General features: G+C 69.4%; 24 protein-coding genes. 7 read left to right on the forward strand and 17 right to left on the reverse strand.

The features are described from left to right. Nucleotide 1 precedes the first annotated feature (1 nt). Nucleotides 2-724, forward strand: coding sequence for a ZIP family metal transporter (locus JLI01S_RS08175; protein WP_068262876.1), 723 nt, complete (start codon nucleotides 2-4; stop codon nucleotides 722-724). A 1-nt stretch (nucleotide 725) separates the two neighbouring features. Here JLI01S_RS08175 and JLI01S_RS08180 read toward each other — a convergent pair whose 3' ends face one another. From JLI01S_RS08180 to JLI01S_RS08190, 3 genes are read right to left on the reverse strand one after another with little or no spacing between them, the layout of a single operon-like run. Continuing rightward, complete coding sequence (locus JLI01S_RS08180) at nucleotides 726-1,085, reverse strand: barstar family protein (protein ID WP_068262879.1); 360 nt, start codon at nucleotides 1,083-1,085, stop codon at nucleotides 726-728. After that, nucleotides 1,082-1,561 carry a guanyl-specific ribonuclease gene (locus JLI01S_RS08185; RefSeq protein WP_068262884.1) on the reverse strand — a complete coding sequence of 160 codons (480 nt, stop codon included), beginning with the start codon at nucleotides 1,559-1,561 and terminating at the stop codon, nucleotides 1,082-1,084. Before JLI01S_RS08185 ends, JLI01S_RS08180 begins: the two co-directional genes overlap by 4 nt. 1 nt (nucleotide 1,562) lies before the next feature. Further along, the gene (locus JLI01S_RS08190; RefSeq protein ID WP_068262890.1) at nucleotides 1,563-3,026 is read right to left on the reverse strand and encodes an NAD-dependent succinate-semialdehyde dehydrogenase; all 1,464 of its coding nucleotides are present in this window, start codon (nucleotides 3,024-3,026) and stop codon (nucleotides 1,563-1,565) included. 96 nt (nucleotides 3,027-3,122) lie between these two features. Between JLI01S_RS08190 and JLI01S_RS17720 the strand changes: the two genes are divergently transcribed. The 3 genes from JLI01S_RS17720 to JLI01S_RS08205 all read left to right on the forward strand — a co-directional run bounded on the left by JLI01S_RS17720 (nucleotide 3,123) and on the right by JLI01S_RS08205 (nucleotide 7,369). Further along, entirely contained in the window at nucleotides 3,123-5,333 is a 2,211-nt protein-coding gene (locus JLI01S_RS17720) for a DUF6421 family protein (protein WP_369407370.1), read from the forward strand. Further along, nucleotides 5,330-6,406 (forward strand): threonine aldolase family protein, encoded by a 1,077-nt coding sequence (locus JLI01S_RS08200; protein ID WP_068262896.1) that lies wholly within the window; start codon nucleotides 5,330-5,332, stop codon nucleotides 6,404-6,406. The genes JLI01S_RS17720 and JLI01S_RS08200 overlap by 4 nt, the downstream gene beginning before the upstream one ends. Nucleotides 6,407-6,475: 69 nt before the next feature. Further along, the gene (locus JLI01S_RS08205) at nucleotides 6,476-7,369 is read left to right on the forward strand and encodes a phosphatase PAP2 family protein (protein WP_157074876.1); all 894 of its coding nucleotides are present in this window, start codon (nucleotides 6,476-6,478) and stop codon (nucleotides 7,367-7,369) included. A gap of 43 nt (nucleotides 7,370-7,412) precedes the next feature. Here JLI01S_RS08205 and JLI01S_RS08210 read toward each other — a convergent pair whose 3' ends face one another. The 6 genes from JLI01S_RS08210 to JLI01S_RS08235 form a co-directional block, all read right to left on the reverse strand. Continuing rightward, the gene (locus JLI01S_RS08210) at nucleotides 7,413-8,714 is read right to left on the reverse strand and encodes a saccharopine dehydrogenase family protein (protein ID WP_068262901.1); all 1,302 of its coding nucleotides are present in this window, start codon (nucleotides 8,712-8,714) and stop codon (nucleotides 7,413-7,415) included. Between the two features lie 14 nt (nucleotides 8,715-8,728). Further along, the gene (locus JLI01S_RS08215) at nucleotides 8,729-9,544 is read right to left on the reverse strand and encodes an ABC transporter permease (RefSeq protein ID WP_068262904.1); all 816 of its coding nucleotides are present in this window, start codon (nucleotides 9,542-9,544) and stop codon (nucleotides 8,729-8,731) included. A 1-nt stretch (nucleotide 9,545) separates the two neighbouring features. After that, the gene (locus tag JLI01S_RS08220; RefSeq protein ID WP_068262906.1) at nucleotides 9,546-10,472 is read right to left on the reverse strand and encodes an ABC transporter permease; all 927 of its coding nucleotides are present in this window, start codon (nucleotides 10,470-10,472) and stop codon (nucleotides 9,546-9,548) included. Further along, entirely contained in the window at nucleotides 10,469-11,644 is a 1,176-nt protein-coding gene (locus tag JLI01S_RS08225; RefSeq protein ID WP_068262912.1) for an ABC transporter ATP-binding protein, read from the reverse strand. Before JLI01S_RS08225 ends, JLI01S_RS08220 begins: the two co-directional genes overlap by 4 nt. Continuing rightward, nucleotides 11,644-12,900 (reverse strand): ABC transporter substrate-binding protein, encoded by a 1,257-nt coding sequence (locus JLI01S_RS08230; protein WP_068262916.1) that lies wholly within the window; start codon nucleotides 12,898-12,900, stop codon nucleotides 11,644-11,646. The genes JLI01S_RS08225 and JLI01S_RS08230 overlap by 1 nt, the downstream gene beginning before the upstream one ends. A gap of 64 nt (nucleotides 12,901-12,964) precedes the next feature. Beyond that, nucleotides 12,965-14,410 (reverse strand): gamma-aminobutyraldehyde dehydrogenase, encoded by a 1,446-nt coding sequence (locus JLI01S_RS08235; protein ID WP_084349302.1) that lies wholly within the window; start codon nucleotides 14,408-14,410, stop codon nucleotides 12,965-12,967. A 169-nt stretch (nucleotides 14,411-14,579) separates the two neighbouring features. Here JLI01S_RS08235 and JLI01S_RS08240 point away from each other — a divergent pair, with 169 nt between their 5' ends. Both JLI01S_RS08240 and JLI01S_RS08245 read left to right on the forward strand, forming a co-directional pair. Next, entirely contained in the window at nucleotides 14,580-15,038 is a 459-nt protein-coding gene (locus tag JLI01S_RS08240; protein ID WP_068262932.1) for an Lrp/AsnC family transcriptional regulator, read from the forward strand. Beyond that, a complete protein-coding gene (locus tag JLI01S_RS08245; RefSeq protein WP_068262933.1) occupies nucleotides 15,035-16,426 on the forward strand; it encodes an aspartate aminotransferase family protein in 1,392 nt (463 codons plus the stop codon). The genes JLI01S_RS08240 and JLI01S_RS08245 overlap by 4 nt, the downstream gene beginning before the upstream one ends. Before the next feature lie 73 nt (nucleotides 16,427-16,499). On the opposite strand, the gene JLI01S_RS08250 is transcribed toward JLI01S_RS08245, so the two are convergent. After that, entirely contained in the window at nucleotides 16,500-17,678 is a 1,179-nt protein-coding gene (locus tag JLI01S_RS08250; RefSeq protein ID WP_068262935.1) for a S8 family peptidase, read from the reverse strand. Nucleotides 17,679-17,943: 265 nt separating this feature from the next. Here JLI01S_RS08250 and JLI01S_RS08255 point away from each other — a divergent pair, with 265 nt between their 5' ends. Next, nucleotides 17,944-19,095 (forward strand): LOG family protein, encoded by a 1,152-nt coding sequence (locus JLI01S_RS08255; RefSeq protein WP_084349295.1) that lies wholly within the window; start codon nucleotides 17,944-17,946, stop codon nucleotides 19,093-19,095. A gap of 160 nt (nucleotides 19,096-19,255) precedes the next feature. Here JLI01S_RS08255 and JLI01S_RS08260 read toward each other — a convergent pair whose 3' ends face one another. From JLI01S_RS08260 to JLI01S_RS08290, 7 genes are all read right to left on the reverse strand, one after another. Then, a complete protein-coding gene (locus tag JLI01S_RS08260; RefSeq protein ID WP_084349296.1) occupies nucleotides 19,256-20,551 on the reverse strand; it encodes a sugar ABC transporter permease in 1,296 nt (431 codons plus the stop codon). Then, nucleotides 20,548-21,342 (reverse strand): ATP-binding cassette domain-containing protein, encoded by a 795-nt coding sequence (locus tag JLI01S_RS08265; RefSeq protein ID WP_068262936.1) that lies wholly within the window; start codon nucleotides 21,340-21,342, stop codon nucleotides 20,548-20,550. The genes JLI01S_RS08260 and JLI01S_RS08265 overlap by 4 nt, the downstream gene beginning before the upstream one ends. Nucleotides 21,343-21,369: 27 nt before the next feature. Further along, nucleotides 21,370-22,470: an ABC transporter substrate-binding protein gene (locus JLI01S_RS08270; RefSeq protein WP_068263039.1), complete on the reverse strand. Its 1,101-nt coding sequence runs from the start codon at nucleotides 22,468-22,470 to the stop codon at nucleotides 21,370-21,372. A 115-nt stretch (nucleotides 22,471-22,585) separates the two neighbouring features. Next, nucleotides 22,586-23,755 carry an ROK family transcriptional regulator gene (locus JLI01S_RS08275; RefSeq protein WP_068262937.1) on the reverse strand — a complete coding sequence of 390 codons (1,170 nt, stop codon included), beginning with the start codon at nucleotides 23,753-23,755 and terminating at the stop codon, nucleotides 22,586-22,588. 57 nt (nucleotides 23,756-23,812) lie between these two features. After that, nucleotides 23,813-24,688 carry a formyltetrahydrofolate deformylase gene (gene purU / locus JLI01S_RS08280; protein WP_068262939.1) on the reverse strand — a complete coding sequence of 292 codons (876 nt, stop codon included), beginning with the start codon at nucleotides 24,686-24,688 and terminating at the stop codon, nucleotides 23,813-23,815. Then, on the reverse strand, nucleotides 24,685-25,902 hold the full coding sequence (gene rlmN / locus JLI01S_RS08285; protein WP_068262943.1) for a 23S rRNA (adenine(2503)-C(2))-methyltransferase RlmN: 1,218 nt from the start codon (nucleotides 25,900-25,902) through the stop codon (nucleotides 24,685-24,687). Before rlmN ends, purU begins: the two co-directional genes overlap by 4 nt. Before the next feature lie 13 nt (nucleotides 25,903-25,915). Beyond that, entirely contained in the window at nucleotides 25,916-26,791 is an 876-nt protein-coding gene (locus JLI01S_RS08290; RefSeq protein WP_084349297.1) for a phosphatidate cytidylyltransferase, read from the reverse strand.

Here is a 26,791-nt window from a genome sequence, read left to right on the forward strand (position 1 = left end):
CGTGACCACTGCACTTCTGTGGGGCGCCCTCGCCGCCTCCTCCCTGCTCGTCGGCGCGCTGCTGGGTGTGGCGCGCACCTGGCCGGGCCGTCTCGTCGGCCTCGTCCTCGCCTTCGGTGGTGGCGCTCTGATCGCCTCCGTGTCCTTCGAGCTCGCGGAGGAGGGCCTGCAGACCGGCGGACCGGTCCCGGTGGCCATCGGCATCACCCTCGGCGCGGCCGCCTTCGCCGGCGGCAATGCGGCGATCCAGGCACTGGGCGCCCGCCGCCACCGTGGCAGGACCCACGAGGACGAAGGGGGGACGGGCCTGGCCTTCGGCGCCTTCCTGGACGGCATCCCCGAGCAGGCCGTGCTCGGGATCGGGCTCGCGTCGGGCGGGGGCGTGAGCATCGCCCTGCTCGTCGCTGTGTGGATCTCCAACCTGCCGGAGTCGATCGGCTCGGCGTCCGACATGCGGCGCGACGGCACGACCCGGCGCGTCATCCTGCTGCTGTGGACCGGCGTGACCGCGGTCTGCGCCCTGGCCACCCTCGGCGGCTACGCCGTTGCCGACATCTCCGGCGACACGGGCACGAGCGTCATCAACGGCTTCGCGGCGGGCGCCCTGCTCGTCATGCTCGTCGACGAGATGATCCCCGAGGCGCGCTCCAAGGCCGGACCGGCGGCGGGTCTGGCCACGGTCGTCGGCTTCGCCCTCGCCGCGGGCCTGTCCAAGCTGACCTGAGTCAGCGGTCGGCGATCACGATGCTCAGGTCCGGGTACTCGTCGTCGAGATCGGCCAGCACCTCGAGGACGGCGGGGTCGGTCCCGGCGCCGCTGCCCGGGCGGCGAGGGTCGGGCGCGTCGTGACGACCGGGTCGCCACACGAGCGTCCACGGTGCGTCGTGACGGTCGGCGACCTCACGCAGGGAGTCCATCAGCGCGTCGAGGTTGCGTCCGAAGTGCTCCGGGAAGAGCAGCGACTGCGCGAAGTGGTCGTAGATCCCCTCGCGATCGGCTCCCCCGTCGACGAGATGCACGTGGTCGGTCCCGGCGACGGCACGGGCGAGCAGCCCGTCGACCCCCGCGGCCTCGATGTGGATCACTGGTCCTCCTCGATCTGCCGGAAGCTCTCGTAGTGGTCGGACGAGAAGTAGCAATCATGCTGCTCACCGCAGACGATGCGCTTGGCGCCGCGGTGGTCGAGGCCCGGCGTGGGCACCGTGTACTCGCGGTAGTACCCGCGCTGCTGCGACGGGAGGATCCCCTCCCTGTTGCCGAAGGTGATCCCGTCGCGGTCGTACGGGAAGGGCCCGCCGGACCGGATGAGGTCAAGCGTCTCCTGCCCCTCGGCGGGCAGGGCCGACTCCGCGATCGTGCCGAGCCCCGAGTCCGGGGTCGAGCCTCCGTCTGGAGTCGAGCCGGACTCACCGTGGTGCGCGGAGGACGTCGCAGAGGTCGTCCCACCCGAGCGTTCCGCCGGCGGGTCGTCCGGTGCGCCCGTGAGGACGATCCACGCGGCGAGCAGGATGAGGACGAACCCCCCGAGGAGCTGCAGTCGGGTGCGCCAGGCCTGCCTCATGTCAGAGCGCCAGGCCGACGTACTTGGTCTCGAGGTACTCCTCGATGCCCTCGAATCCCCCTTCGCGGCCGAAGCCGGAGTGCTTGACCCCGCCGAAGGGAGCGGAGGGGTTGGAGACGATGCCTTGGTTGATCCCGACCATGCCGAACTCGAGCGCCTCGGCGACCGTGATGACACGGCTCGTGCGTTCCGTGAACACGTACGCGACGAGGCCGTACTCGGTGGAGTTGGCCAGGCGGATCGCCTCCTCCTCGGTGCGGAAGGTCGTGATCGGGGCGACCGGGCCGAAGATCTCCTCGGTGAGCACGCGGGCGCTCGCCGGCACGCCGGTGAGGACGGTCGGCGGGTAGAACCAGCCCTTGCCCGAGGGCACCTCGCCACCCACGAGCGCGGTGGCTCCCTGGGCGATGGCGTCGTCGACGAGCTCGGCGACGCCGGTACGGGCCTTTTCGGTGATGAGCGGACCGACGTCGACGCCCTTGGTCGTGCCCTTGCCCATGCTCAGCGCACCCATCCGGTCGGCGAGCGCCTTCGCGAAGTCGTCGGCGACGGACTCGTGGACGATGAAGCGGTTGGCGGCCGTGCAGGCCTCGCCGATGTTGCGCATCTTGGCGAGCATCGCGCCCTCGACGGCGCGCTCGAGGTCGGCGTCCTCGAAGACGACGAAGGGGGCATTGCCCCCCAGTTCCATGGACGTGCGCAGGAGCTGCTCGGAGGACTGCTCGACGAGCTTCTTGCCGACCGGGGTGGAGCCGGTGAAGGTGAGCTTGCGCAGTCGCGGATCGCGGATGATCGGCTCGCTGACCTCGCCGGAGGAGGTCGTCGGGACGACATTGAGCACGCCGGCGGGCAGGCCGACCTCCTCGAGGAGCCGCGCGAGCGCCAGCATGGTGAGCGGCGTCTCGTGGGCGGGCTTGACGACAGTCGTGCAGCCGGCCGCGATCGCGGGCCCGATCTTGCGGGTGCCCATCGCGAGCGGGAAGTTCCACGGCGTGATGGCGAAGACCGGGCCGACGGGCTGCTTCATCGTCATCAGGCGGGTGCCGCCGGAGGGGGCTACGGCGTAGCGGCCGTGGATGCGCACGGCCTCCTCGGCGAACCAGCGGAAGAACTCGGCTCCGTAGGTGACCTCGCCGCGCGACTCGGCCAGGGGCTTGCCCATCTCGAGGGTCATGAGCATCGCGAAGGTCTCGGCCCGCTCGGTGAGCAGCTCGAAGGCCGAGCGCAGCAGCTCCGAGCGCACCCGCGGGTCGGTGGCGGCCCACTCGGCCTGGGCTGCGACGGCGGCGTCGAGGGCGGCCCGGCCGTCAGCGACGGTCGCGTCGGCGACCTCGGCCAGCGTCTTGCCCGTGGCGGGGTCGGCCACCGCGAAGGAGGCCCCCTCGCCGGCATCGCGCCATTCGCCGGCGATGAAGAGCTGGGTGGGTGCGTACTCGAGGGCTGACTTCTGCGTGACGGCTGCCATGGGCCCTACGGTACGAGGATTTGCCCTCCGCGGCACAGTCTCTGCGTCCAATCATCGAACTGGCGCAAATCCTCCGGTTTTGAGACGCTATGGAGGATGAACTTCCCGCAGATGTCTCCGGAGGCCGTGATGACTTTCAACTCCCCCTTCGCCCGCGTCCTCCTCGATCAGGCCCACAGCAGCGCGTGGTCGATCGATGCCGAGCTCGCCGCGCACATGAACCCCGCCAACCCCGGTGACGCGAGCCTGGCCCGGGCCGCCTCGGTCCTGCGCGAGCGCGGCACCGAGGTGCTGGCCCACACCGACGGTGAGCTGACCGCCGCCGCCCTCGACGGCGCCGACGTCCTCGTCATCGCGCACCCTGCCGCGGCCTCCAGCGAGCGCGTCGCCGGCGACCTGCCGCCGGTCCTCTCCCCCGCCGAGATCACCGCGGTGACCGACCACGTGGCCCAAGGGGGCGGCCTGATCGTCCTCGCCGAGTGCGACCACGACGCCCACGGCAACAACCTCAACGACGTCCTCGCCGCCTTCGGTCTGAGCATCGTCTCCACCCTCGTCCACGAGCGGGCCGACGGCGGCCGCCGCCACCTGGGCAATGCGACCTGGGTCCTCGGCGAGACCACCACCCGTCCCGGTCAGGGCGTCATCGCCGGCATCAACGAGCTGTGCTTCTACCGCGCGGGCACGATCGACATCTCCGGGGCAGCGGGTGCCCGTGTCCTCGCCCGCACCTCCGCCACCGCCCACCCGGCCGGCCAGCCGCTCGCCGTCACCGTCGAGCACGGGCAGGGGCGCGTCGTCGTCCTCGCCGACTCCGACCTGATCGGCGACGACTCGATCGGCGAGCTCGACCACGAGGAGCTGTGGGTCAACCTGGTGACCTGGGCGGGCAACGGGACTGCCGCCCTTCGAGACATTCGCCCGCAGGGCGGACCCGATCCCCAGGGACCGAGCGTGGCGAGCAGCGAGGCCTGGCTGGCCCTGAAGACCGCCGTCGAGGAGCTGCGCCTGATGCAGGTCAAGGACGGCTCCCTGCGCGAGGACGCCGACCGCGAGCGCGCCACCGCCCTCGTGGCGACGATGACCGAGCGGATCGCCGAGATGGCACCGCACTTCCCCCACGACGCCGCCTACCTGGCCGCGCTGCCGGTCGACCTGCAGCGCTGGGTGGATGGCGGCTTCGGGGTGCCCGACTTCCTCGACTCGCTCCTGGCCTTCCGTCCGGACCAGCACCGCGTCGACGGCGCCGAGCACCTCGTCGTCTTCCCGATGTACACGCAGAACGGCAACCTCGACCGGGTCTTCGAGGCGGTGCTCTTCGACGTCATGTGGCCGCAGTGGCTCGCCGATGTCGAGGCCCGCTACGACAACCCGATGTTCCTGCCGGTGCGCTTCATCGACTTCACGCCCGGCTACGACACCAACTCGGCCGTGCTCTTCCCCGAGACGGTCGCCGTGCGCGAGGTGCCGAAGTTCAGCTGGGGCGCGATCTTCTGCGACCGCGAGGCCGCCCGCTTCCGCCGCGTGACGGCCGCGTCCGCCGAGGTCCTGGGTCTCGACCTGCCCCCGGAGGGCGAGCGCCTGGTCGCCTCCCAGGAGGTCGCGCAGGCGACCTTCGCGATGTGGGACCTCATCCACGACCGCACGCACAGCCACGGGGACCTCCCCTTCGATCCCTTCATGATCAAGCAGCGGATGCCCTTTTGGATGTACGCCCTGGAGGAGCTGCGCTGCGACCTCAACACCTTCCGGCAGAGCGTGACGCTCGCGACCGAGGGCCACCCCTATGCGCGGTCCGTGCAGCTGGCGATCCTCTTCGACCGGCTCTTCCGCTTCCCCGTGACCGGCGACCGGGTGCGCAACTACGACGGCCTGGGTGGTCAGCTGCTCTTCGCGTGGCTGCACAAGCACGACGCACTGCGCTGGACGGACAACACGCTGACCTTCGACTGGGCGCGGGTCCCGGCCGTGGTCGTCGCCCTGTCCGACGAGGTGGAGACCCTCTACCGCGACGGCATCGGCCGCTCCCGGGTCGGCCACTGGATGGCCGCGCACGGCTTCATCGCCGGCTATGTCGCGCCGCACCCCGCATCCACCTGGGCGAAGGGGGCGGAGCACCTCCCCCTCGACGGCCCACCCAAGGGCCTGACCGACCTCGTCCAGCCCGACGAGTTCCCGCTCAACGTCTTCTACGAGGCCCTGCGCAAGAAGCTCGCGCCGGTCATCGAGTCCACCCGCGGCATCACGGGTACGCGTGACCCCCGCGCCGACGAGGCTGCCAGCGACGCTGCAAGGATGTCCGCGTGACCGACACCAGCACCCAGGCCAACCCCTTCGCCCCCATCCACGACCCGTCGACGAGGGGCTTCGCGAGCGACAACTACGCCGGTATCCATCCCGAGGTCCTCGCGGCGATCGTCGCGGCCAACGGCGGTCACCAGGTGGCCTACGGCGAGGACGTGTACACCGCGCGGCTCACGCAGGTCCTCGGTGAGGTCTTCGGTGCCCCGGTCGAGGTCTTCCCGGTCTTCAACGGCACCGGGGCCAATGTCCTGGCGCTGCAGGCCTGCACGAGCCGCTGGGCCTCGGTGCTCACGACGAGCAGCGCCCACATCCATGTCGACGAGGCGGCCGCCCCCGAGCGGGTCGGCGGCTTCAAGGTCAATGTCATCGACACCCCGGACGGCAAGCTCACGCCCGAGCTCATCCGCGCCTACCCGGCCCGGGTCGAGGACGAGCACTTCGCGCAGATCGGCGTCGTGTCGATCACCAACTCCACCGAGGTCGGCACCGTCTACACGCCGGCCGAGATCCGGGCCATCGCCGACCTCGTCCACGAGCTCGGCTGGGTCCTGCACCTCGACGGCTCGCGGTTGTCCAACGCGGCGGCCGCGCTCGGTGTCGAGCTGCGCGAGCTGACGACCGACGCCGGCGTCGACATCCTCTCCCTGGGTGGGACCAAGGGCGGGGCCATGCTCGCCGAGGCCGTGGTCGTCCTGACCCCCGAGCGGGTCCACGGTGCGACCTTCCTGCGCAAGCAGTCGATGCAGCTGGCGAGCAAGATGCGCTTCGTCTCCGCGCAGCTGCTCGCGCTCTTCGAGGGCGACCTGTGGCGGCGCAACGCCGAGCACGCCAACGCGATGGCCCGGCGACTCGCCGACGGCGTCGCCGGCATCGACGGTCTCGTCCTGCCCAACGAGGTCGAGGCCAATGCCGTCTTCCCGATCCTGCCCCGAGAGTCCAGCGAGCGACTCATGGAGAGCTTCCGGTTCTACTTCTGGGACGAGACGACCGGCCAGGTGCGCTGGATGTGCGCCTGGGACACGACCGAGAGCGATGTCGATCGCTTCGTCGAGGCGGTCCGCTCAGAGCTGCGCTGACCGTGTGCGATTGCTCACAAACGGCCGTTTGCACAGGAAGTATTCAGACTGATCCTCTACACCTGAAGGGTGGCCCGCCTTCCTCGACTGACCAGCGCACCGGTTCTCGCCGGTGCGCTCGTCGTGTTCACGCTGCTGGCGGCCGGCCCACTTCGCCCGTACGACGAGATGTTCCAGGGCTACTGGGCCAAGCACTACACCCCCAACTGGTGGATGTTCCTCGACACGGTGCCCAATGCCGTGGCCGGTCAGGCCGTCTGCCTGCCCGTCCTCGCGGCCGTGGCGATCTTCCTCGCGTGGCGTCACCGCACGTGGCACCCGCTGGCGATCGTCGTCGCCGCGGAGGCCGGCTTCTACGGAGGCGTCGGCGGCCTCAAGGTGCTGCTCGGCCGCACGGCCCCCGCGGCCGGTGAGGGCGACTTCTGGGAGGGCGGCCCCTTTGCCCACGGCTGGTACGGCATCGCCTACCCCTCCGGCCACGCGGCCGAGGCCGTGCTCATCTACGGTGCCGCGGCCTACCTGCTGATCTCCTACACCGGTCCGGACTCGCGTCTTCGCCGGCGGCTGACCTGGCTCGTGGGACTCATCGCGCTCAACGCGATCGTCGTGGCCTTCTACCTCGGGTACCACTGGCCGACCGATCTCGTCGCGGGGCTGCTGGCCGGTGGTCTCGTCCTGCGCGTCATGGTCGACCTCGACCGGGCCCTCGCCCGGCGCGGCCTGCCCTTCGGGTGGAGCTATCGCCTGCCGACGTTCTCGCGGCCCGAGCCCGTGGCCGCCCCGGAGACGCACCGACCCCAGCCGGTGCCGGTCCCCGCGGCCATCTGGTTGCGGACACACCCCTTCGACCTGCCGAAGCCGAGCGTGACCAACCTCCAGCCGCTCACGGCAGCCTGGTCGGCGCCCGTGCCCGGCCAGCCCACGCGCACGCTCCCCGAGCGCGAGCTGCTCATCACCCGCTGATCGCGCATCCCCTCACGGTCGTGCCCATCCCGTGCGCATCTGCTCAGGCGGACGGGGCGGTCGAGCGGTTGGGGGCCTGCGGGTCGCGTTCCTCGAAGCCCCACGGGGACCCGTAGCCATACGGCGCGGGCGCAGCCAGCAGCTCGAGGAAGGGCTTGGCGTCGAAGGCCTCCGGCCCCTTGGCACCCGACCCCGACCACACCCCCGTCGACAGCAGCTCGAGCGCGATGACCGGGTTGAGCGCGGTCTGCCAGACCACGGCCTGGGCGTCGTAGTCACGCATCGAGACCTCGTTGTCCGCGACGTGGTAGAGGTACACCGCACGTGGTCGTCCGTCCTTGGTGCCCGTGACGAGCAGACCGGCGCAGGTCTTGCCCGTCATCCGCGGACCGATCGTGCCCGGGTCCGGCAGCACCGCCGCGACCACGTCACGCGGGCTCACCGCGACGCCCTTGACGTCCACGGGCTCGGTCGAGTCCAGGCCCAGCTCGTGCAGCATCTTCAGCATCGAGATCATCTGCTCGCCGAGGCCGTACTTGAAGGTCACGCGCTGCGCATCCACCCACCGCGGCATGAGCAGGACCTCCTCGTGCTCGACGTGGACGCACTCGACCGGCCCGATCCCCTCCGGGAAGTCAAAGATCTCCGGCTCGGCGAAGGGAGGCATCGTCGCGAATCCTGCCTCGACCTCCCCCGCTGCCCGGCGCTTCTCCCACACCACTGGTGGGTTGAGGCACTCCTCGATGATCGTCCACATCGAGAAGCCGGGAGCGAAGACCTCGTGGCCGGCCTCGTCGCGCACGACCAGATTGGCTCCGTCGCGGGTGCCGAGCTCGTCGATCTCGTCGAAGAGCTCATCGGCCGCGTACCGCGCGAAGACGTCCGAGAGCCCCGGCTCGACCCCGATGCCCAGCAGCGCCAGCCGCCCGGCCGACTCCCACGCCCCCGCCATCGCCAGCTGCCGGTCGCCGAGCTTGACCCCTGGCAGCTCGTGCGGCTGCTCCGGGTGGGGCGTCGACAACGACATCGCCATGTCGAGGTAGTCGGCGCCAGCGGCGAGCGCGCCCTGGAAGATCGGCATGACGAAGCGAGGGTCGACCGCGTTGAAGACATGGGTGGCACCGTGCTCACGGGCCAGCGCCGCGACCGCCTCCTCGTCGGAGGCATCGACCTGCGCCGCGACGAAGGGAGCGTCCCCCCGTCGTGCGGTGGCCGCGGCGACCGTCGCCTCCGCCCGCTCTCGCGAGTAGTCGGCCACCACCCACAGCTCGTAGTAGGCCCGCTCCGCGGCGATCTTCGCCGCTGCGTCGCCGACCCCGCCGGCACCGATCATGAGCACGCGCATGTGACTCTCCTGTCTCATTTCGACGTCCGGCTGGTCGCCACGCGCTGCCCGATCACGACGAGCAGGACAGCGGTGACGAAGAGCGAGAAGCCGATGACATTGGCCTGGGCGGGGATGCCGCGCAGGTAGCTGACGTAGACGAACTTCGGGAAGGTGCTCGTGTCACCCGAGACGAAGTTGGTGATGATGAAGTCGTCGAAGCTCAGGCTGAAGGCGAGCATCGCGGCCCCGACGACACCCGGCAGGACCAGGGGCAGCGTGACGCGCAGGAAGGTCCCACCCGGCCCGGCGTAGAGGTCCTGGGCCGCCTCCTCCATCCGTGGGTCGAGGCTCTGCAGGCGCGCTCGGACCGTCACGACGACGAAGCTCAGGCAGAACATGATGTGCGCGATGACGATCGTGACGAAGCCCAGCCGCAGACCCACCTGCGAAAAGCCCTGCACGAAGATCGTCAGCAGGCTCGCGCCGAGCACGATCTCGGGTGTGGCCATCGGCACGAAGACGAGCAGGTTGCCGGCAGCCTTGCCGCGGAAACGATGGCGCACGAGGGCGAAGGCGATCATCGTGCCGAGCACCGTCGCGACGAGTGTCGCGATGATGCCGACCTGCAAGGAGGTCGCCAGTGACTCGCAGATGCCCGGTGCCCCACAGGGATTGGTCCAGTGCTTGAGGGTCGGGCCGGCGTTGTGGTTCCAGGTGATGTTGGACTTGCGGTAGTCGTTGAAGCTGAAGATGAAGGTGTAGAGCACCGGCAGGAAGAGGTAGAAGAGCACGAGCAGCGCGGCGATCATCGCGAAGCGGTCGCCGATCCACCGGGTGATCATGCGCATCTCAGACCAGCTCCTCGGTGCCGAAGCGGCGCACGTACAGGAAGACGAGCACGAGGATCATCGCCATGAGCGTGAAGCTCAGCGCGGCCGCCGTGTCGTACCCACCCGGCACCTTGAAGAACTGGCTCTCGATGACATTGCCGACCATCTTGGTACTGCGGTCCGAGCCCAGCAGTTCGGCGTTGACGTAGTCCCCCGAGGCGGGGATGAAGGTCAGCAGCGTCCCGGCGAGCACCCCCGGCATCGAGATCGGCAGCGTCACCCGGGCGAAGGTCGTCAGGCCATTGCCGTAGAGGTCGCCACCTGCCTCGATGACCCGGGCGTCAGCGCGCTCGAGCGAGGCGTAGATCGGCAGCACCATGAAGGGCAGGAAGTTGTAGGTCAGGCCCGCGACGACCGCCACCCAGGTCTCGGTGATCCGCCCACCGGGCAGCATGTGCAAGGTCGTGAGCACATTCGCCACGATCCCGTCATCGGCGAGGATCTGGCGCCATGCGATCGTGCGCAGGATGAAGGAGGTGAAGAAGGGAGCGATGACGCAGATGAGCATCACCGAGCGCCACCTGCCCGCCTTGAAGGCCATCGCATACGCCAGCGGGTAGGCCAGGACGAAGGCGAAGAAGGTCGCCAGCGCGCCGAAGAGCAGCGAGCGGAGCATGTGCGGCCAGAACTCGACGAGCGCGTCGACGTAGTTGCTGAAGTTGACGTCCCGGTAGTAGTAGCCGGGCGAGCCCGGGTAGTCACTCTGCAGCGAGACCGTGAAGAGCTGGACGACCGGGACGACGAAGAAGACGACGAGCCACAGGATCCCGGGGAGCAGCAGGAGGTAGGCGTAGCGAGCGGACCGGCGGGCCTGCACGACGTCCGGGTCGGGCCCACTGCGAGGCTGCGCCGTCGCCTCTCTCGACGACCCCGTCGTCGCACTCATGTCCCGGTCCCGGCCGTGGCGATGAAGGCCTTGCCCTCCGCCCCCTCAGGCAGGCCCTCGGAGGCCACCACGAAGGCGTGGGCGGGGTCCCAGGACAACCAGACCTCGTCGCCGGGGCGGATGGACTGTGGCTCGACGTCGAGATTTTGCTCATAGACCGACCACTGGCCGCCCGAGGGCACCGTGACGAGGTACTGGGTGGCCACTCCGGTGAAGGAGACGTCCGTGACGGTGGCCCGCACGTCGTTGCCGGCGCCGCCGGGCCGATCACGGTGGATGCGCACCTTCTCGGGACGGACCCCGAAGAGCACGCTGCCCTCGCCCTGCGCGGCACGCGCCCTCGGCACCCCCACGGTCGTGCCCGCGGCGTCGGCGACCAGGCGATCACCGTCGTTCCCGGTGATCGTGGCCGGGACGAGGTTGGACTGTCCGACGAACCCGGCGACGAAGGCGGTGCCCGGCAGGTCGTACAACGCCTCGGGCGCCCCCATCTGCTCGATGTGCCCGCCGTTCATCACCGCGACCGTGTCGGCCATCGTCATGGCCTCCTCCTGGTCATGGGTGACGTGGATGAAGGTCAGCCCCACCTCGGTCTGGATGCGCTTGAGCTCCACCTGCATCTGGCGTCGCAGCTTGAGGTCGAGGGCACCCAGTGGCTCGTCGAGCAGCAGCACCTCGGGACGGTTGACGATCGCCCGGGCCAGCGCCACGCGCTGCTGCTGGCCGCCGGAGAGCTGCGCCGGACGACGTCCGGCGAGGTGGCTCATCTGGACCAGCTCCAGGGCATCGTCGGCCAGATTCACTGCATCGGACTGGCCACGACGCTTTGGCCCGAAGGCGACGTTGTCGCGGATGCTCAGGTGCGGGAAGAGTGCGTAGCTCTGGAAGACGGTGTTGACCGGGCGCTCGTAGGGGCGCGACCCGGTCAGGTCGGTCCCACCGATGAGCACCCGACCCGAGGTCGGCTGCTCGAGCCCGGCGACCATGCGCAGCGTCGTCGTCTTGCCGCAGCCGGAGGGGCCGAGCAGGGCGAAGAAGGAGCCGCGGGGAACGTGCAGGTCGAGGTCGTCCACGGCGGTGAAGTCCGCGAATCTCTTGGTCACCGACTCCAGGACCAGGTCCCCCTTCGCCTCCCGGAAGCCACCGCCGGCGGAACGCGTGAAGATGCCCATCAGTTGCCCACCGCCTTGGCCCACAGGGCCGAGTAGTCCGCGTCGTCCTGCGCCGACAACGCGCGGAAGCCCACGATGTTCTTGTCCTCGATGTACTTCTCCCCGGGGAAGATGAAGGGGGACTCGGCCAGCTCGGGATCGATCTTCTCCATCTCCTCCCGGGCCCCCTCGACCGGGCAGATGTAGTTGACCCAGGCGGCGACCTCGGCAGCGACCTGCGGCTCGTAGTAGTAGTCCATGAGCTGCTGGGCATTGCGCCGGTGCTGGCTCGTGATCGGCACCATGAGGTTGTCGCTCCAGAGCATCCCACCCGACTCCGGGATGACGAACTCCCAGTCGTCGTCCTCGGTCTCGGCCCGCAGGATGAAGAGGTCACCCGACCAGACGATGCCAGCGACGGCATTGCCGCTCTTGAGGTCGTTGAGGTAGCTGTTGCCCTTGATCCGACGGATGTAGCCATCGGTCAGCCGCTTGTCGATCTCGCCGATCGCGGCCTCGAACTGCGCCCGGGTGAACTCGCCCGAGGGGTCGACGCCCTGTCCCTGCATGATCAGGCCGAGGGTGTCGCGGAACTCGCTGAGCACGGAGATGCGGCCCTTGAGGTCATCGGCCCACAGGTCCTCGAGCGACTTCAGCTCACGGCCCACCTTCTTCTTGTGGTAGCCGATGCCGGCGAACCCGGACTGCCAGGTCAGCGAGTGCTGGCGGCCGGGATCGAAGCCCACCTCCTTGAGCGGCGTCAGGAGGTTGCTCGCATTGGGCATCTGGATCAGCTCCAGCGGCTGGCACAGGCCCTCGCGGATGATCCGGTTGGCCATCCAGTCGGTGAAGGTGAAGATGTCGCGGTTGATGTCCTGCTTCGCACGCAGCTGCGGCGCGATCTTGTTGAAGTAGGTGTCGTTGTCGTCGATGTCCTCGGTGTAGGAGACCGTGAGGCCGATCTCCTTCTCGAAGGCCTCGAGGGTCGGATACGTCTTGCCCGCGTCGTCCATGTCGAGATAGGCGGTCCAGTTGGCCCACCGCACCGTCTTGTCGGTGTCGGACAGGTCCTGCGGCAGCTCCACCTGCGCCGCACCACCGGTCGGGGGCTGCGGTGGGGCACAGGCCCCGAGCAGGGCGGCGCCGGCTCCGAGCGCACCGCCGCCGAGCACCTGGCGACGACTGGGACGAAGGGAGGACCTCGCCCGGGCCGAGGCCTGCGCAGCCCGGACGAGACCATCGATTTGTGGGTCGGCAGGACGCCGAAAGCGGTCCATGTGGACCTCGCTTCCGTGAGCAGGGACGAAGGGGGTGCTGCCGGTGGTGCGCTGGTGCGGTGGGTCAGCTGTCGATGTTGGCCATGACGTGCTTGATGCGGGTGTAGTCCTCGAAGCCGTACATCGACAGGTCCTTGCCGTAGCCGGACTTCTTGAAGCCACCGTGCGGCATCTCGGCGACGAGCGGGATGTGGGTGTTGATCCAGACGCACCCGAAGTCCAGACGCTTGCTCATCCGCATGGCCCGACCGAAGTCCTTGGTCCAGACGGATGAAGCCAGTCCGTACTCGACACCGTTGGCCCAGGCCAGCGCTTCCTCCTCGTCGGTGAATCGCTGGACGGTGATGACCGGTCCGAAGATCTCATCCTGGATGGCCTCGTCGTCCTGCTTGAGCCCCGAGACGACGGTCGGTGCGTAGAAGAAGCCCTCCCCCATGGCGGTGAGCCGCTCGCCACCCTGCGCGAGGTTGGCGTGGTCGGGCAGGCGGTCGATGAAGCCAGCGACCTTGGCCAGCTGATCGCGGTTGTTGACCGGTCCGAGCAGTGCATCGTCGTCGTCGGGCATGCCCACCTTGGCGTGGTCGCGGGCGTACTCGGCCAGCGCGGCGACGAAGTCGTCGTGGATGCCGGGCGCGGCCAGCACGCGCGTCGCCGCCGTGCAGTCCTGGCCGGCGTTGAAGTAGCCGGCGGTCGCGATGCCCTCGACGGCCGCCTCGATGTCGGCATCGTCGAAGACGACGACAGGAGCCTTGCCACCGAGCTCGAGGTGGGCCCGCTTGAGGTTCTTGGCCGCGGAGGCCGCGACCTCGACGCCGGCACGCACCGAGCCGGTGATCGCGACCAGGGCCGGGGTGTCGTGCTCGACGAGCATGCGCCCGGTGTCACGGTCACCGGTGACGACGTTGAAGGTGCCGGCCGGCAGGAACTCGCTGGCGATCTCGGCCATGAGCAGGGTGCTCTCGGGAGTGGTGTCGCTCGGCTTGAGGACGATCGAGTTGCCGGCCGCCAAGGCCGGGCCGATCTTCCACGCGGCCATCATCATCGGGTAGTTCCACGGCGTCACCTGGCCGACGACACCGATCGGCTCGCGGCGGATCCAGCTCGTGTGGCCCTTCATGTACTCCGCGGAGGCCCGGCCCTCGAGCACCCGGGCGGCGCCGGCGAAGAAGCGCAGCTGGTCGCACATCACCGGGACCTCCTCGGAGGCGGTGAGGGCATGCGGCTTACCGGTGTTCTCCCCTTCGATCCGGATGAGGTCCTCGGCGCGGGCCTCGAGGGCGTCGGCGAACTTGAGCATCGCGCTCTGCCGCTCCCCCGGGGTCACCTCGCCCCACTCGGCGAAGCCCGCTTCCGCACTCGCGTAGGCAGCGTCGATGTCGTCCTGCACGGAGACGGGCGCGTGGGCGACCACCGTGCCGGTGGCCGGGTTGACCAGCTCGCTGCTCGCGTCGGTCGAGGCATCGACGTACTGGCCTCCGACGAAGTTGCGCAGTTTCCGGGGCTGGGTCACGACAAGGGTCCTTCCGATCGGGAATGTGATGTCGACCATAGTCTGATCATGACGATATCGACAGCCCCACGCAAGGAAAACTGGGAAAACCTCTGGATGCACTCGATAGAGGCACTGATTCCGTAGACCTCGGCTTGCCAACGAGACGAGATCAGTACACGATGGCAGCATGTCCGCCCCGGTCCAGCTCGACGCGATGAGCAAGCAGATCATCGAGCACCTCCAGGAGGACGGACGCCAGTCCTACGCGACGATCGCCCGCGCCGTGGGTCTCTCGGAGGCTGCGGTGCGCCAGCGGGTCCAGCGGCTCCTCGATGCCGAGGTCATGCAGATCGTCGCGGTGACCGACCCGCTCCAGGTGGGCTTCCACCGCCAGGCGATGATCGGCATCTCGGTCGACGGCGACCTGCGCCCCGTCGGGGATGCGCTCGCGGCCATGACCGAGGTCTCGTACGTCGTCACCACCGCTGGCAGCTTCGACCTGCTCGCCGAGATCGTCTGCGAGGACGACGACGAGCTGCTCACCCTGCTCACCGAGCGCATCCGCACCCTGCCGGGCGTGCGATCCACCGAGACCTTCGTCTATCTCAAGCTCAACAAGCAGCACTACAACTGGGGGACCAGATGACCCAATCGACCACCACCACTCTCGGCACCGACATGCAGCAGGCGGCGCGCGACCACCTGTGGATGCACTTCAGCCGCCACTCCGTGTACGAGGAGGGCGGCAAGGTCCCGATCATCGTCCGCGGTGAGGGCCACAAGATCTGGGACGACGCCGGTCGCGAGTACATCGACGGCCTCTCCGGTCTCTTCGTCGTCCAGGTCGGTCACGGCCGGACCGAGCTGGCCGAGGCCGCGCTCAAGCAGTCGGAGAAGCTCGCCTTCTTCCCGCTGTGGTCCTACGCCCACCCGGCCGCGATCGAGCTCGCCGAGCGGCTGGCCAAGGGAGCCCCGGGCGACCTCAACCGCGTCTTCTTCACCACCGGTGGTGGTGAGGCCGTGGAGTCCGCGTGGAAGCTGGCCAAGCAGTACTTCAAGATGACCGGCAAGCCGCACAAGACCAAGGTCATCTCCCGCGCGGTCGCCTACCACGGCACGCCGCACGGCGCCCTGTCGATCACCGGCATCCCGGGGATGAAGGCCGACTTCGAGCCGCTCGTCCCCGGTGCGCACAAGGTGCCGAACACCAACATCTACCGCGCCTCCGAGGACCTGCGCGATGACCCCAAGGCCTTCGGTCGCTGGGCCGCTGACCGGATCGCCGAGGCGATCGAGTTCGAGGGACCCGAGACCGTCGCCGCCGTCTTCCTCGAGCCCGTGCAAAATGCCGGCGGCTGCTTCCCGCCGCCGCCCGGGTACTTCGAGCGGGTGCGCGAGATCTGCGACGAGTACGACGTGCTCCTCGTCTCCGACGAGGTCATCTGCGCCTTCGGCCGGATCGGGTCGATGTTCGCCTGCACCGACTTCGGGTACGTGCCCGACATCATCACCTGCGCCAAGGGGATGACCTCCGGCTACTCCCCCATCGGCGCAATGATCGCCAGCGACCGGCTCTTCGAGCCGTACAAGAAGGGCACCGCCTCCTTCCTGCACGGCTACACCTTCGGAGGTCACCCGGTGAGCTCCGCCGTGGCCCTGGCCAACCTGGACATCTTCGAGCGCGAGGGCCTGAACGCCCACGTCCAGGAAAACGCGCCGAAGTTCCGCAAGACCCTCGAAAGGCTGCTCGACCTGCCGCTCGTGGGCGATGTCCGCGGCGAGGGGTACTTCTACGGGATCGAGCTGGTCAAGGACAAGACGACCCGGGAGACCTTCACCGAGGCCGAGTCCGAGTCGATGCTCCGCGGGTTCTTGTCCAAGGCGCTCTTCGACGCCGGCCTCTACTGCCGTGCCGACGACCGTGGCGACCCGGTGGTGCAGCTGGCTCCGCCACTGACCATCGGTCAGGCGGAGTTCGACGACATCGAGTCGCGCCTGCGTTCGGTCCTCACCGAGGCCGAGAACCACCTCTGAGGCACGACCTCGCGAAGGGGGCACGGGAGCGGCGATCACGCCGCTCCCGTGCCCCCTTCGCGTCGGGCTGCGATCAGCCGGCGTCCACCTGGAGCAGGTCGGACGTCGTGCCGGACGGTGCGTCGCTGATGACGTCGACCGAGTCCTCCTGCAGGCCACTGGTGATGGCGTCGGGCGTCGCGCCGGGGTTGGCGCCGAGGTACAGCGCGGCCGCGCCGGCCACGTGCGGGCTGGCCATCGAGGTGCCGCTGTAGGTGTCGGTGCCGCCGCCCGGCACCGTCGACTCGATGTCCTGCCCGGGCGCATAGCCCTCGACGACGGAGCCGAAGTTGGAGAACGACGCGTTGCCGTCCTCACTCGTGGAGGCTCCCGTCGTGAAGACACCGTCGGCACCGGCCGGCGAGACACGTGCCGCGTCCTGCGACTCGTTGCCCGCCGCGACCGCGGTGAAGACATCACTGTCGACCAGGCCTGCTGCGGCCTCGTCGAGTGCGGGGTCCTTGGAGCCACCGAGCGACATGTTGGCCACGGACGGCCCGTCGGCGTTCTGCGCGATCCAGTCCATCGCCTCGATGATGCCGGCCGAGGAGCCGCTGCCGCTGTCGTCGAGCACCTTGACGCCCACCAGCTCGACGTCCGTGGCGACGCCGTAGGACTCGCTGCCGATCGTGCCGGCGACGTGCGTGCCGTGGCCCTGTCGGTCGAGCCCGTCGCCACCCGTCACGTCGAAGCCGACCGAGGCCCGGCCGCCGAAGTCCGGGTGGTCGGGGTCGATACCGGTGTCGAGGATGTAGGCGGTCACCCCGTCGCCCGTACCGGCTGGCTCGTAGCTGTCGTCGAGGGGCAGCGCGGGGTCGTCGATCCGGTCCAGGCCCCACGGGGTGTTCGCCGAGGGGCTGCCCTCGGGCAGCTCGACCTGGATGCTCATGTTCTCGGAGACCGCTGAGACACTCGAGTCGGCTCGCACCGCGTGCAGCTGGTCGGGGGTCATCGTGGCGGAAAAGCCGTCGATGACGTGGGTGTAGACGTGCTGCGGCGTGACACCGAGGGAGCTGGCGACCTCGGTCGCGGACTCACCCTCCTCGAGGGTGACCACATAGGTGGTCTCACCCTGCATCGTCACGGCGGAGTCGCCGTGCGTGGTCAGGGGGGCGAGATCCTCGCTTCCCTGTGCCGTGGCGAAGGGGGCGACCGCCAACAGCAGGGCCGCAGAGGAAACAACAACACCGGTGCTCTTCATCGAGTACTTCATGTGTTCCTTTCGTCAGCCGCGCCGGATCTCGAGGCGGCTGCGGCCCGACCCTAGGAGCGCCTCGCGCTGCTGTCCACGGATCGGGATCCGTGGACAGCACCGTCAACGGACAGTAAAAAGCGGTGCACGACAACGACTTCCGCGCGGGTCGCGACGTGCTGTCAGGAGGGCATGGACCAGCCCGCGGGGCTGCACTTCCTGATCAAATCCATACGCTTCCTGACGTAGGCGACACCATGCACGTCGTCATGGCTAGGTTGACCGGATGACGAGAGAGACCCACCGCCACCCCCTGCGTGACCGGCTCGGCCGCGCGTCGGGCGACCCCGCCTATCGCGAGGTCCACGACGCCGCGGCCCTGCGCCGGCTCGAGGACGCCGGCGGGTCACTCGCGGGATGGCGCCTCCAGGGCCTCGACCTCGAGCCGCATGCCAACCACCTCTCCCAGGCAGACGTCCGGGGACTGGTCGTGCTCGGCGGGCAGGTGCCCCCGGACGTGGCCGCGAGCCTTGTCGCCCGCGGCGCCGTGCTCATCCCGCCGGACCCCAGCTGTCCGGTGGAGCCCTTCCGCGCTCGGCTGTACACCCCCTTCGAGCTCTACGACGGCATGCAGGCCGAGGGGTACGCGAGCACGGTCGACGCTCGTGCCTACGCGTGGAGCGGTGAGGCGCACACCCAGCACGATGCCTATGCGACGCTGCTGCGGGCCGTGCACGACGACGCCGTCCAGGACGCCCTCATCGAGGCCCTGCACGGGCTCGACGTCGTCGGTGTCATGGGCGGGCACGCGCTGGGCCGCGACAGCAGCGACTACGCCGATGCCGCTCGGCTCGGCCACGCCCTGGCCGCCGGTGGTCGCGCGGTCCTCACCGGCGGCGGGCCGGGGGCCATGGAGGCCGCCAACCTCGGCGCGCTGGCAGCATCACCCGAGGCGGTGGACTCCGCACTGGACCGGCTGGCCGGCGTGCCGAGCTTCCGCCCGTCGATCGACGAGTGGGCCGGGTTGTCCCTGTCGGTGCGGGCCGACCTCGACGTGCCCGATGACGGTGCCCGCAGCTTCGGCATCCCCACGTGGTTCTACGGGCACGAGCCGCCCAATGTCATGTGCAACGGCATCGCCAAGTACTTTTCCAATGCCTTGCGCGAGGACGTGCTGCTCGCGCAGAGCACCGGCGGTCTCGCCGTGCTGCCGGGCGCTGCAGGGACGGTCCAGGAGATCTTCCAGGCAGCGACGCCCCTGTACTACGCGCCCGAGGACGAGCCCCTCCCCCCGCTCGTGCTCGTCGGCCTCGAGCACTGGACCGAGACGGTGCCCGTGTGGCCCGCCCTGCGAACCCTGGGCACCGGCCGACCCCTCGGCGAGGTGCTGCACCTCGTCGCCACGCCGCAGGAGGCCGCCGAGATCCTCCTGGCCTGACTCCCACCTCTCCCTTCGTGCGCTTGGAGGTATGCGCGCGGACGATTGCTCGGCGCGTCTGCGTCCACCCACGCACTCCCCAGCGTGGGTGGACGTCAACTCGCGGACGAAAGGTCCGCGCGCATACCTCCACCCGGGAGGGCGGGCGCGTGGGGGCGGCTCAGGCTCGTCCGTGCGCCGCTCGGCTGCGGCGGCTCAGCGAGTCGATGACGACGGCCAGCAGGAGGACGCCGCCGGTCACCATGTAGCGCACCGACGAGTCGAGGTTGAGCAGGCTCAGACCCGAGCTGATCGACTGGATGACGATGACACCCAGTAGGGCCGAGTAGGCCGACCCTCGACCACCGAAGAGGCTCGTCCCACCGATGACTGCTGCCGCGATCGCGTTGAGGTTGGTGTCCGCCCCACCACTGCTTTGGTTCGCCGCTGCCAGCCGGCAGGCCGCGAAGATGCCACCGAGAGCGGCGAACGTGGCCGTGAGCACGAAGACCGACAGGTACACCCGCGTGACCCTGATGCCAGCGCGCCGGGCCGCCTCGACATTGCCACCGACGGCCATGACGGCGCGACCCCACGAGGTCCTCCGCAGCGCCAGGTCCATGACGACGACCAGGACGAGGAAGGTCAAGAACATCATCGGGACACCGCGGTCACGGTTGAGCACGAAGGCTGGGACACCAAGGACCAGTGCGAGCACCACGGCCCGCACGATCGTCGCCGTCATGGAGGGCGCCGACAGACCGGCAGCCTTGCGCTGCGCGCCTGCCAGCAACCGGGTCGCGACATAGCCGGCCACGACGAGGGCGATCAGGGCGTAGCTCACCGCGGGGACGAGGAAGGTCTTCTGCGCGAAGTTGACCAGGCCGGAGTCGAAGGGGAGGTTGACCGTCCCCTCGTCGCCGAGCACGAAGAGCTGGAGACCCAGGATACCGAGCAGCCCAGCGAGCGTGATGACGAAGCTCGGCACGCCGAAGGCGGTGAAGATCGCGCCGTAGACCAGGCCCACGAGCACCCCGGCGACCAAGGCGGCGATGATCGCGACGGGCGCCGACCACCCGTGGTTGACGAACCCGACCGCCAGCACCGCGCCCGCCAACCCGCTGATCGAGCCGATCGACAGGTCGATCTGGCCGAGCAGCAGGACGAGGACCACGCCGATGGAGATCGTGCCGACGGCCGCGGACTGCAGAGCGAGGTTGACCAGGTTGCGGCTGGAGAGGAAGTTGTCGTTGAGACTCTGGAAGACGATCCAGATGATGACCAGTCCCAGCACGACAGGAAGGGACCCCAGGTCACCCGTGCGGATGCGCCCCCAGGTGGCGGAGAGCCACCCGGCGACCCCGTGCTCGGAGATCAGTCGCTCGTCCTGGAGGTCGGCCGGCAGCGCGGCCGCATCCGTGGTGGCCGGTGTGACCGGGGACGTGGACTCGACGTCAGGACGGTGCGGCGTGCTCATCGGGTCTCCTGGGTGGCTCGGCGCTCGGCGCGCTGCGAGACGGCATTGGTCGTCGCGCCGGTGATGGCGGCGATGATCTCCTGCGCGGTCGTCTGACTGACGTGGAAGGTGCCGTTGTTGCGGCCCAGCCGCAGCACGCTCACCCGGTCGGCGACCGCCATGACATCGGACATGTTGTGGCTGATGAGGATCACGCCGTGGCCGTTCTCCCGCAGGCGCTCCACGAGGTTGAGCACCTCCGCGGTCTGCGCCACCCCCAGTGCCGCAGTCGGCTCGTCGAGCATGACGACCTTGGGGTCCCCGAGGAGACTGCGGGCGATCGCCACCGTCTGGCGCTGACCACCGGAGAGGCTCGCGACGGGGATGCGCACCGACGGGATCTTGGCGCTCAGCTGGCGCAGCAGCCGCCAGCTCTCGCTCTCCATCGCCACCTCGTCGAGGACACCGAAGCGACGACGCTCCTGGCCGAGGAAGAGGTTGCCGACGACATCGAGGTTGTCGCACAGCGCGAGGTCCTGGTGGACGGTGGCGATCCCCAGGCTCTGCGACTCGGTCGGGCTGGTGATGTTGACCCGACGGCCACTGACCGTGAGCACCCCCGAGTCAGGGACGTAGACGCCCGCGATCGCCTTGACGAGCGTGGACTTGCCCGCGCCGTTGTCTCCGACGAGGGCCACGACCTCCCCCGGGCGGACATCGAACTCGATGTCCTTGAGTGCCTGCACGGCGCCGAATCGCTTCGACAGTCCGCTGATGGACAGCACCGGTTCCCCGGTGGAGGTCGTGGTCATGTCAGTCCTTCGTCGTCGAGGAGGGCGTCACTTCAGGCCAGCGGACGCGCAGGCCTTGGCGAAGCTGCCAGCGCAGATGTCATCGACCGTGTAGAAGCCGTCCTTGACGATCGTGTCCTTGACGGTGTCCTTGGTGACGACGACCGGGTCCAGGAGGGTCGACGGCACACCCTCCTTGTCGTCCTTGGCCTCCGGCTTGTCACCGTTGCCCAGGGCGATGGCGGCCTTGGCGGCGTCCTCGGCCTCCGGCTTGATCGCCTTGTAGATCGTCATGTCCTGATCGCCGGCGATGATCCGCTGGATGGCCGCGAGCTCGGCATCCTGACCCGTGACGGGAGGAAGGGGGTCGACGCCGCCTCCCTTGAGCGCGGCGATGGCGCCGCCTGCGGTGCCGTCGTTGGCGGCGTAGACGCCGACGAGGTCACCCTTGACCTTGGCCAGCTGGCCCTCGGCCCACGACTGCGCCTTGTCCGGGCTCCAGTCAGGGGTGTCGTACTCACCGGCGATCGTGAAGTCGCTCTTGTCCAGGACGGCGTGCGCGCCCTTCTTGAAGTCGGCGGCGTTGGCGTCCGTCGGAGCGCCATTGATCATCAGGATGTCGCCGGAGGTCTTGCCGTCTGCCTTGAGCGCATCGAGCAGGGCCTGTCCCTGCAGCTCCCCGACCTTCCGGTTGTCGAAGGAGACGTAGTAGTCCGCGCCTGCGATGAAGCGGTCGTAGGCGATGACCGGGATGTCCTGGCTCTTGGCATTGCTCACCAGCGAGGCGGCCGACTTGCCGTCCACCGCGTCGAGGACGATGACATCGGCTCCCTCGGTGACCGCTGACTCGAACTGCTGCTGCTGCTTGGTGGCGTCCTGGTCGGCGTTGTTGTAGATGACTTCGCAGTCGGAGCACTCCGCCTTGACTGCGGCCTCGAAGAGCGGTCGGTCGAAGGACTCGTAGCGAGTGGTCTTGGACTCGGGGAGCAGCAGCGCGATCTTCAGCGCACCCCCTTCGCCAGCGCCGCCGGAGCCGGAGCTGTCCCCGGCGCCCTCCCCGGAGCTGCAGGCGGCCAGGGCGCCAGCGCTTAGGACCAGCGTCAGCGGAAGCGCCAGGGCGCGGGACAAGCGGTGCGCGCGAGTGGTCATGTCGATCTCCTCATTGAGATGTCCGAGCCACACCGTGTGACCCGCTCAGGTGGACGCTAGAACTCGCCGCCCTTGGCGTCAAGACTTAAATCCAACGTGTCGCCAAAGTGCAATCTCAACCGACCCGGGCAGACCTGGCCGCCGCCGCCCTGAGGAGGGCACCTCGCACCTCGGCGTCATCCCCCAGCGCCGCCGGCACGAGCGAGACGCTGGCCGCGGCGCTCGGGATGGCGCCCCGCTCCACGCCCTCACGCATGGCGTCGAGCAGCAGGTCCCCCGTGCGCGCCAGCTGCCCACCGACAGCGATGACCTGTGGGTTGAGCAGGTTGACCACGCCCGCGAGCGCCACCCCCAGGTGACGCCCCGCGTCGGTGATGACCCGACGACAGCCGGGGTCGCCCTGATGGGCGCGGGAGACGATCTCGCGCAAGGGGATCGGCCCCTGGGAGGGGGTGATGGCCGCGATGAGGGCCGGTGACCCCACATAGGTGTTGAGGCAGCCGCGGTTGCCGCAGCGACACACCGGCCCCGCCTCGTCGATCGTCAGGTGGCCGATCTCGCCAGCAGTGCCGGCGCTCCCCCGGAAGACCGCACCGCCGATCACAAGGCCAGCACCCACGCCGTGCGAGAGCTTGAGGTAGGCGCCGGTCTCGACCCCGCCCAGGGCTCCGGCGAGCAGCTCGCCCTCCGCTGCGAAGTTGGCGGTGTTGTCGAGGATGACCGGGGTGGCCAGCGCGGTCTGCAGCTCCGCCGCAGCGTGCACACCTCGCCATCCCGGCATGATCAGCTCCGAGCCCACGGCTCCGCTGACGGAGTCCACGGGCGCCGGGAGCCCGAGCGCCACCTGCGCGAGATCGCTCGTCGTGCGACCGTTGTCGCTGAGCATCTCGTGGAGCAGCCGGGCCGCCCGGTCCAAGCCCTCGTCGGCCACATGATCCTGTGGCAACGGCATCCGGTGGCGGGCCAGGATGTCATTGGGCCCGGTCCCGACGGCGATGCGGATGTCCCTGTCCCCGAAGGCGACCCCGGCCAGCAGTGGCGCTCCCCCGACGAGCGAGACGAGGACCGCCCTGCGTCCGTTGCGCACGCTGTTGGACAGATCGACGGCTGCGTCCGCATCCAGGTCGCGGACCAGGTTGGAGATCGTCGCGGGAGACAGCCCGGTCGCCCCGGCGATCTCGACCTGGGTCAGCGGGCCATGGGTCGAGAGGGTCTCGACCACCCGCTCACGGTTGGCACGGCGCAGCGAGGACTGTGACCCCGGAGCGGCACCGACTGTGTTCATGACCAAAATCTAAGGCAGACCACCCTCGCACGGCCAGAGGGGGCCTCCCTGCGTCGGTCAGTCGAAGACGATCGTGCGGCGGCCGCGCAGCACGACCCGCCGCTCGACGTGCCATCGCAGGGCCCGGCCAAAGGCCATCGCCTCGAGCTCGGCGCCGGTCGCGGCCAGCTGGGCGGGACTCATCCGGTGGTCGACCCGACGGAAGTCCTGCTCGATGATCGGGCCCTCGTCGAGGTCGGCCGTCACGTAGTGGGCCGTCGCACCGATGACCTTGACCCCACGCTCGTGTGCCTGGGAGTAGGGGCGAGCCCCCTTGAAGGACGGCAGGAGCGAGTGGTGGATGTTGATGATCCGTCCGGGGAAGTCCGTGCACATCTCGTGCGACAGCACCTGCATGTAGCGGGCCAGCGCGACCGTCTCGACCTGCTCGGCCTCGATGATCTCGCGCAGCCGCGCCTCGGCCTGCGGCTTGGTCTCCCGCGTCACCGGCACGTGGTGGAAGGGGATGCCGTGCCACTCGACCTCGGCCCGGAAGTCCTCGTGGTTGGAGACCACCGCGGGCACGACGACATTGAGCTGGCCGGTGCGCACGCGGAAGAGCAGGTCGTTGAGGACATGGCCCTGACGGCTGACCATCACCAGCAGGCGATGCGGTTGGTGGGGGTCGTGGATGCTGACGTCGGCGCCGAGCTCCGCGGCCAGACGCGCCCGCTCCCCTTCCAGTGCGCCCTCGTCGAGGACGGTCTCTCCCTGCAGGTGCATGCGCAGGTGGAACTCTCCGGTGGAGGGGTCACCGAACTGCTGGCTGTCCAGGATGTTGAGCCCGAGGCGGACCATCGCGCCGGTGACGGCGTGCACGATGCCGCGCCGGTCCGGGCCGCTGAGGGTCAGGACGATCTCGCGGCCGGAGCCGCCGTCGACGAGCGCGCTCACTCTGCGCCCGACGTAGCCGCCGCGAGCTGCCCGCAGGCTCCGTCGATGTCGCTGCCGCGCGTGTCCCGCACGGTCGTCGGGATCCCAGCGGCACGCAGCCGCTCGACGAACTGCTGCTCGACTCCGCGACGCGACGCGGTCCACTTCGACCCAGGCGTCGGGTTGAGCGGGATCGGGTTGATGTGCACCCAGCCCCTGCCACGCTTGAGGAGCTTCTTGGCGAGCAGGTCTGCGCGCCAGGCCTGGTCGTTGATGTCGCGGATCATCGCGTACTCGATGCTCACGCGTCGCCCGGTCTTGAGGTAGTAGCGGTGGGCGGCGTCGATCGCCTCGTCGACCTTGAAGCGGGTGTTGATCGGGACGAGCTCGTCGCGCAGCTCGTCATCCGGAGCGTGCAGGGACAGGGCGAGCGTCACGGGGATGCCCTCCTCCGTGAGCCGGTCGATGCCGGTCACGAGCCCGACCGAGGACATCGTGATGCCGCGGGCGCTCATGCCCAGGCCCTCGGGCGAGGGGTCGACCATGCGGCGGATGGCACCGATCGCCGACGTGTAGTTGGCCAGCGCCTCCCCCATGCCCATGAAGACGACATTGGAGACGCGGCGACCACCGGTCGAAGGGAGGGACTCACCGTCGTCGTCGGCCTCGGCCCCCAGCGCGCCGGCGTCGCCCCCGAGAGCCAGGTCGCCCGCCTCGGCGAGCATCCGGTTGGCCGCCACGACCTGATCGACGATCTCCGCCGTCGACATGTTGCGGGTCAGGCCCTCCTGGCCCGTGGCGCAGAAGGGGCAGTTCATCCCACACCCGGCCTGGCTGGAGATGCAGATCGTCGCCCGACGCGGATAGCGCATGAGGACGGACTCGACGAGAGCACCGTCGTGCAGACGCCACACCGACTTCAGCGTCGCCCCCTGGTCGGCGCTGATGGTGCGCACGGGCGTGAGCAGGCGCGGGAGCATGGCGGCGACGAGCTCCTCGCGAGCGGCCTTGGGCAGGTCGCTCATCTGCTCGGGGTCGTCGGTGTGGTGGGTGAAGTAGTGCGTGGACAGCTGCTTGGCGCGGAATCCCGGCAGACCGAGCTCCTTGGCCAGCTCGACACGGCCGGCGAGGTCGAGGTCGGCAAGATGGCGCGGCGGCTTGCCACGCCGAGGCGCGGTCATCGTCAGCTGGCCGGGCACAGGGCGGGCGGTCGAGGGCGTGGGCAGGTCAGTCATCGGGTCCAGTCTCTCAGTGCGGCGCAATGATCCGAAGCGCCACCCACACGAGCGGCACAACCATGACCAGGGAGTCGAGGCGATCCATGAGGCCACCGTGGCCCGGGATGATGTTGGACATGTCCTTGACGCCCAGAGTGCGTTTGAGGCTGGACTCGATCAGATCGCCGATCGTGGCGACCGGCGCGACCAGCGCGCCGAGCACCGCGCCCTGCCACCACGCCCCGTCCAAGGTCAGCGGGATGACGATCGCACCCACGACAGCACAGGAGAAGACGGACCCGGCGAAGCCCTCCCAGGACTTCTTCGGCGACAGCTTGGGGGCCATCGGGTGCTTGCCGAGCACCACGCCGAAGGCGTAGCCGCCGATGTCGGAGAAGACCGTGATGATGATGAAGACGAAGATGCGCCACTGACCCTGCGGCTCAGCGAGCATCATCGCGGCAAACCCGGCGAGGAAGCACGGGTACAGCAGGATGAGCGCGCCGGCCCCGACATCGCGCAGCGCTCCGACCGTGCCGTCCGCGACGCGCCACACGAGGGTGGCGACAAGCGTCAGCGCGGTGGCGAAGACCAGTGCCTCAGCACCCCGCATGTAGGCCGCGACGATCATGCTCACCGCACCGATGGCGACCGGGATGAAGGGGGCGAAGAGTCCCCCTTCGGACAGGGCCTGACGCATCTCCCAGACCGCGACCACCATCGCCCCACAGATGACGACGGCAAAGGCCACCGGGTGGATGACGAGCGAGCCAGCCGCCAGCGCCCCCAAGGTCAGCCCGGAGGCGATGGCGACGGGGAGGTTGCGGCCAGCCCGGCTCGAGGGGCCTGCTGGAGCGGGGGCGGCCGCCCTGATGGCGCGACGGGTCGCGGGCTGGGGGTCGGTCAC

It is taken from the genome of Janibacter limosus NBRC 16128 (assembly GCF_001570985.1).
In the GTDB taxonomy this organism is placed as follows: domain Bacteria; phylum Actinomycetota; class Actinomycetes; order Actinomycetales; family Dermatophilaceae; genus Janibacter; species Janibacter limosus.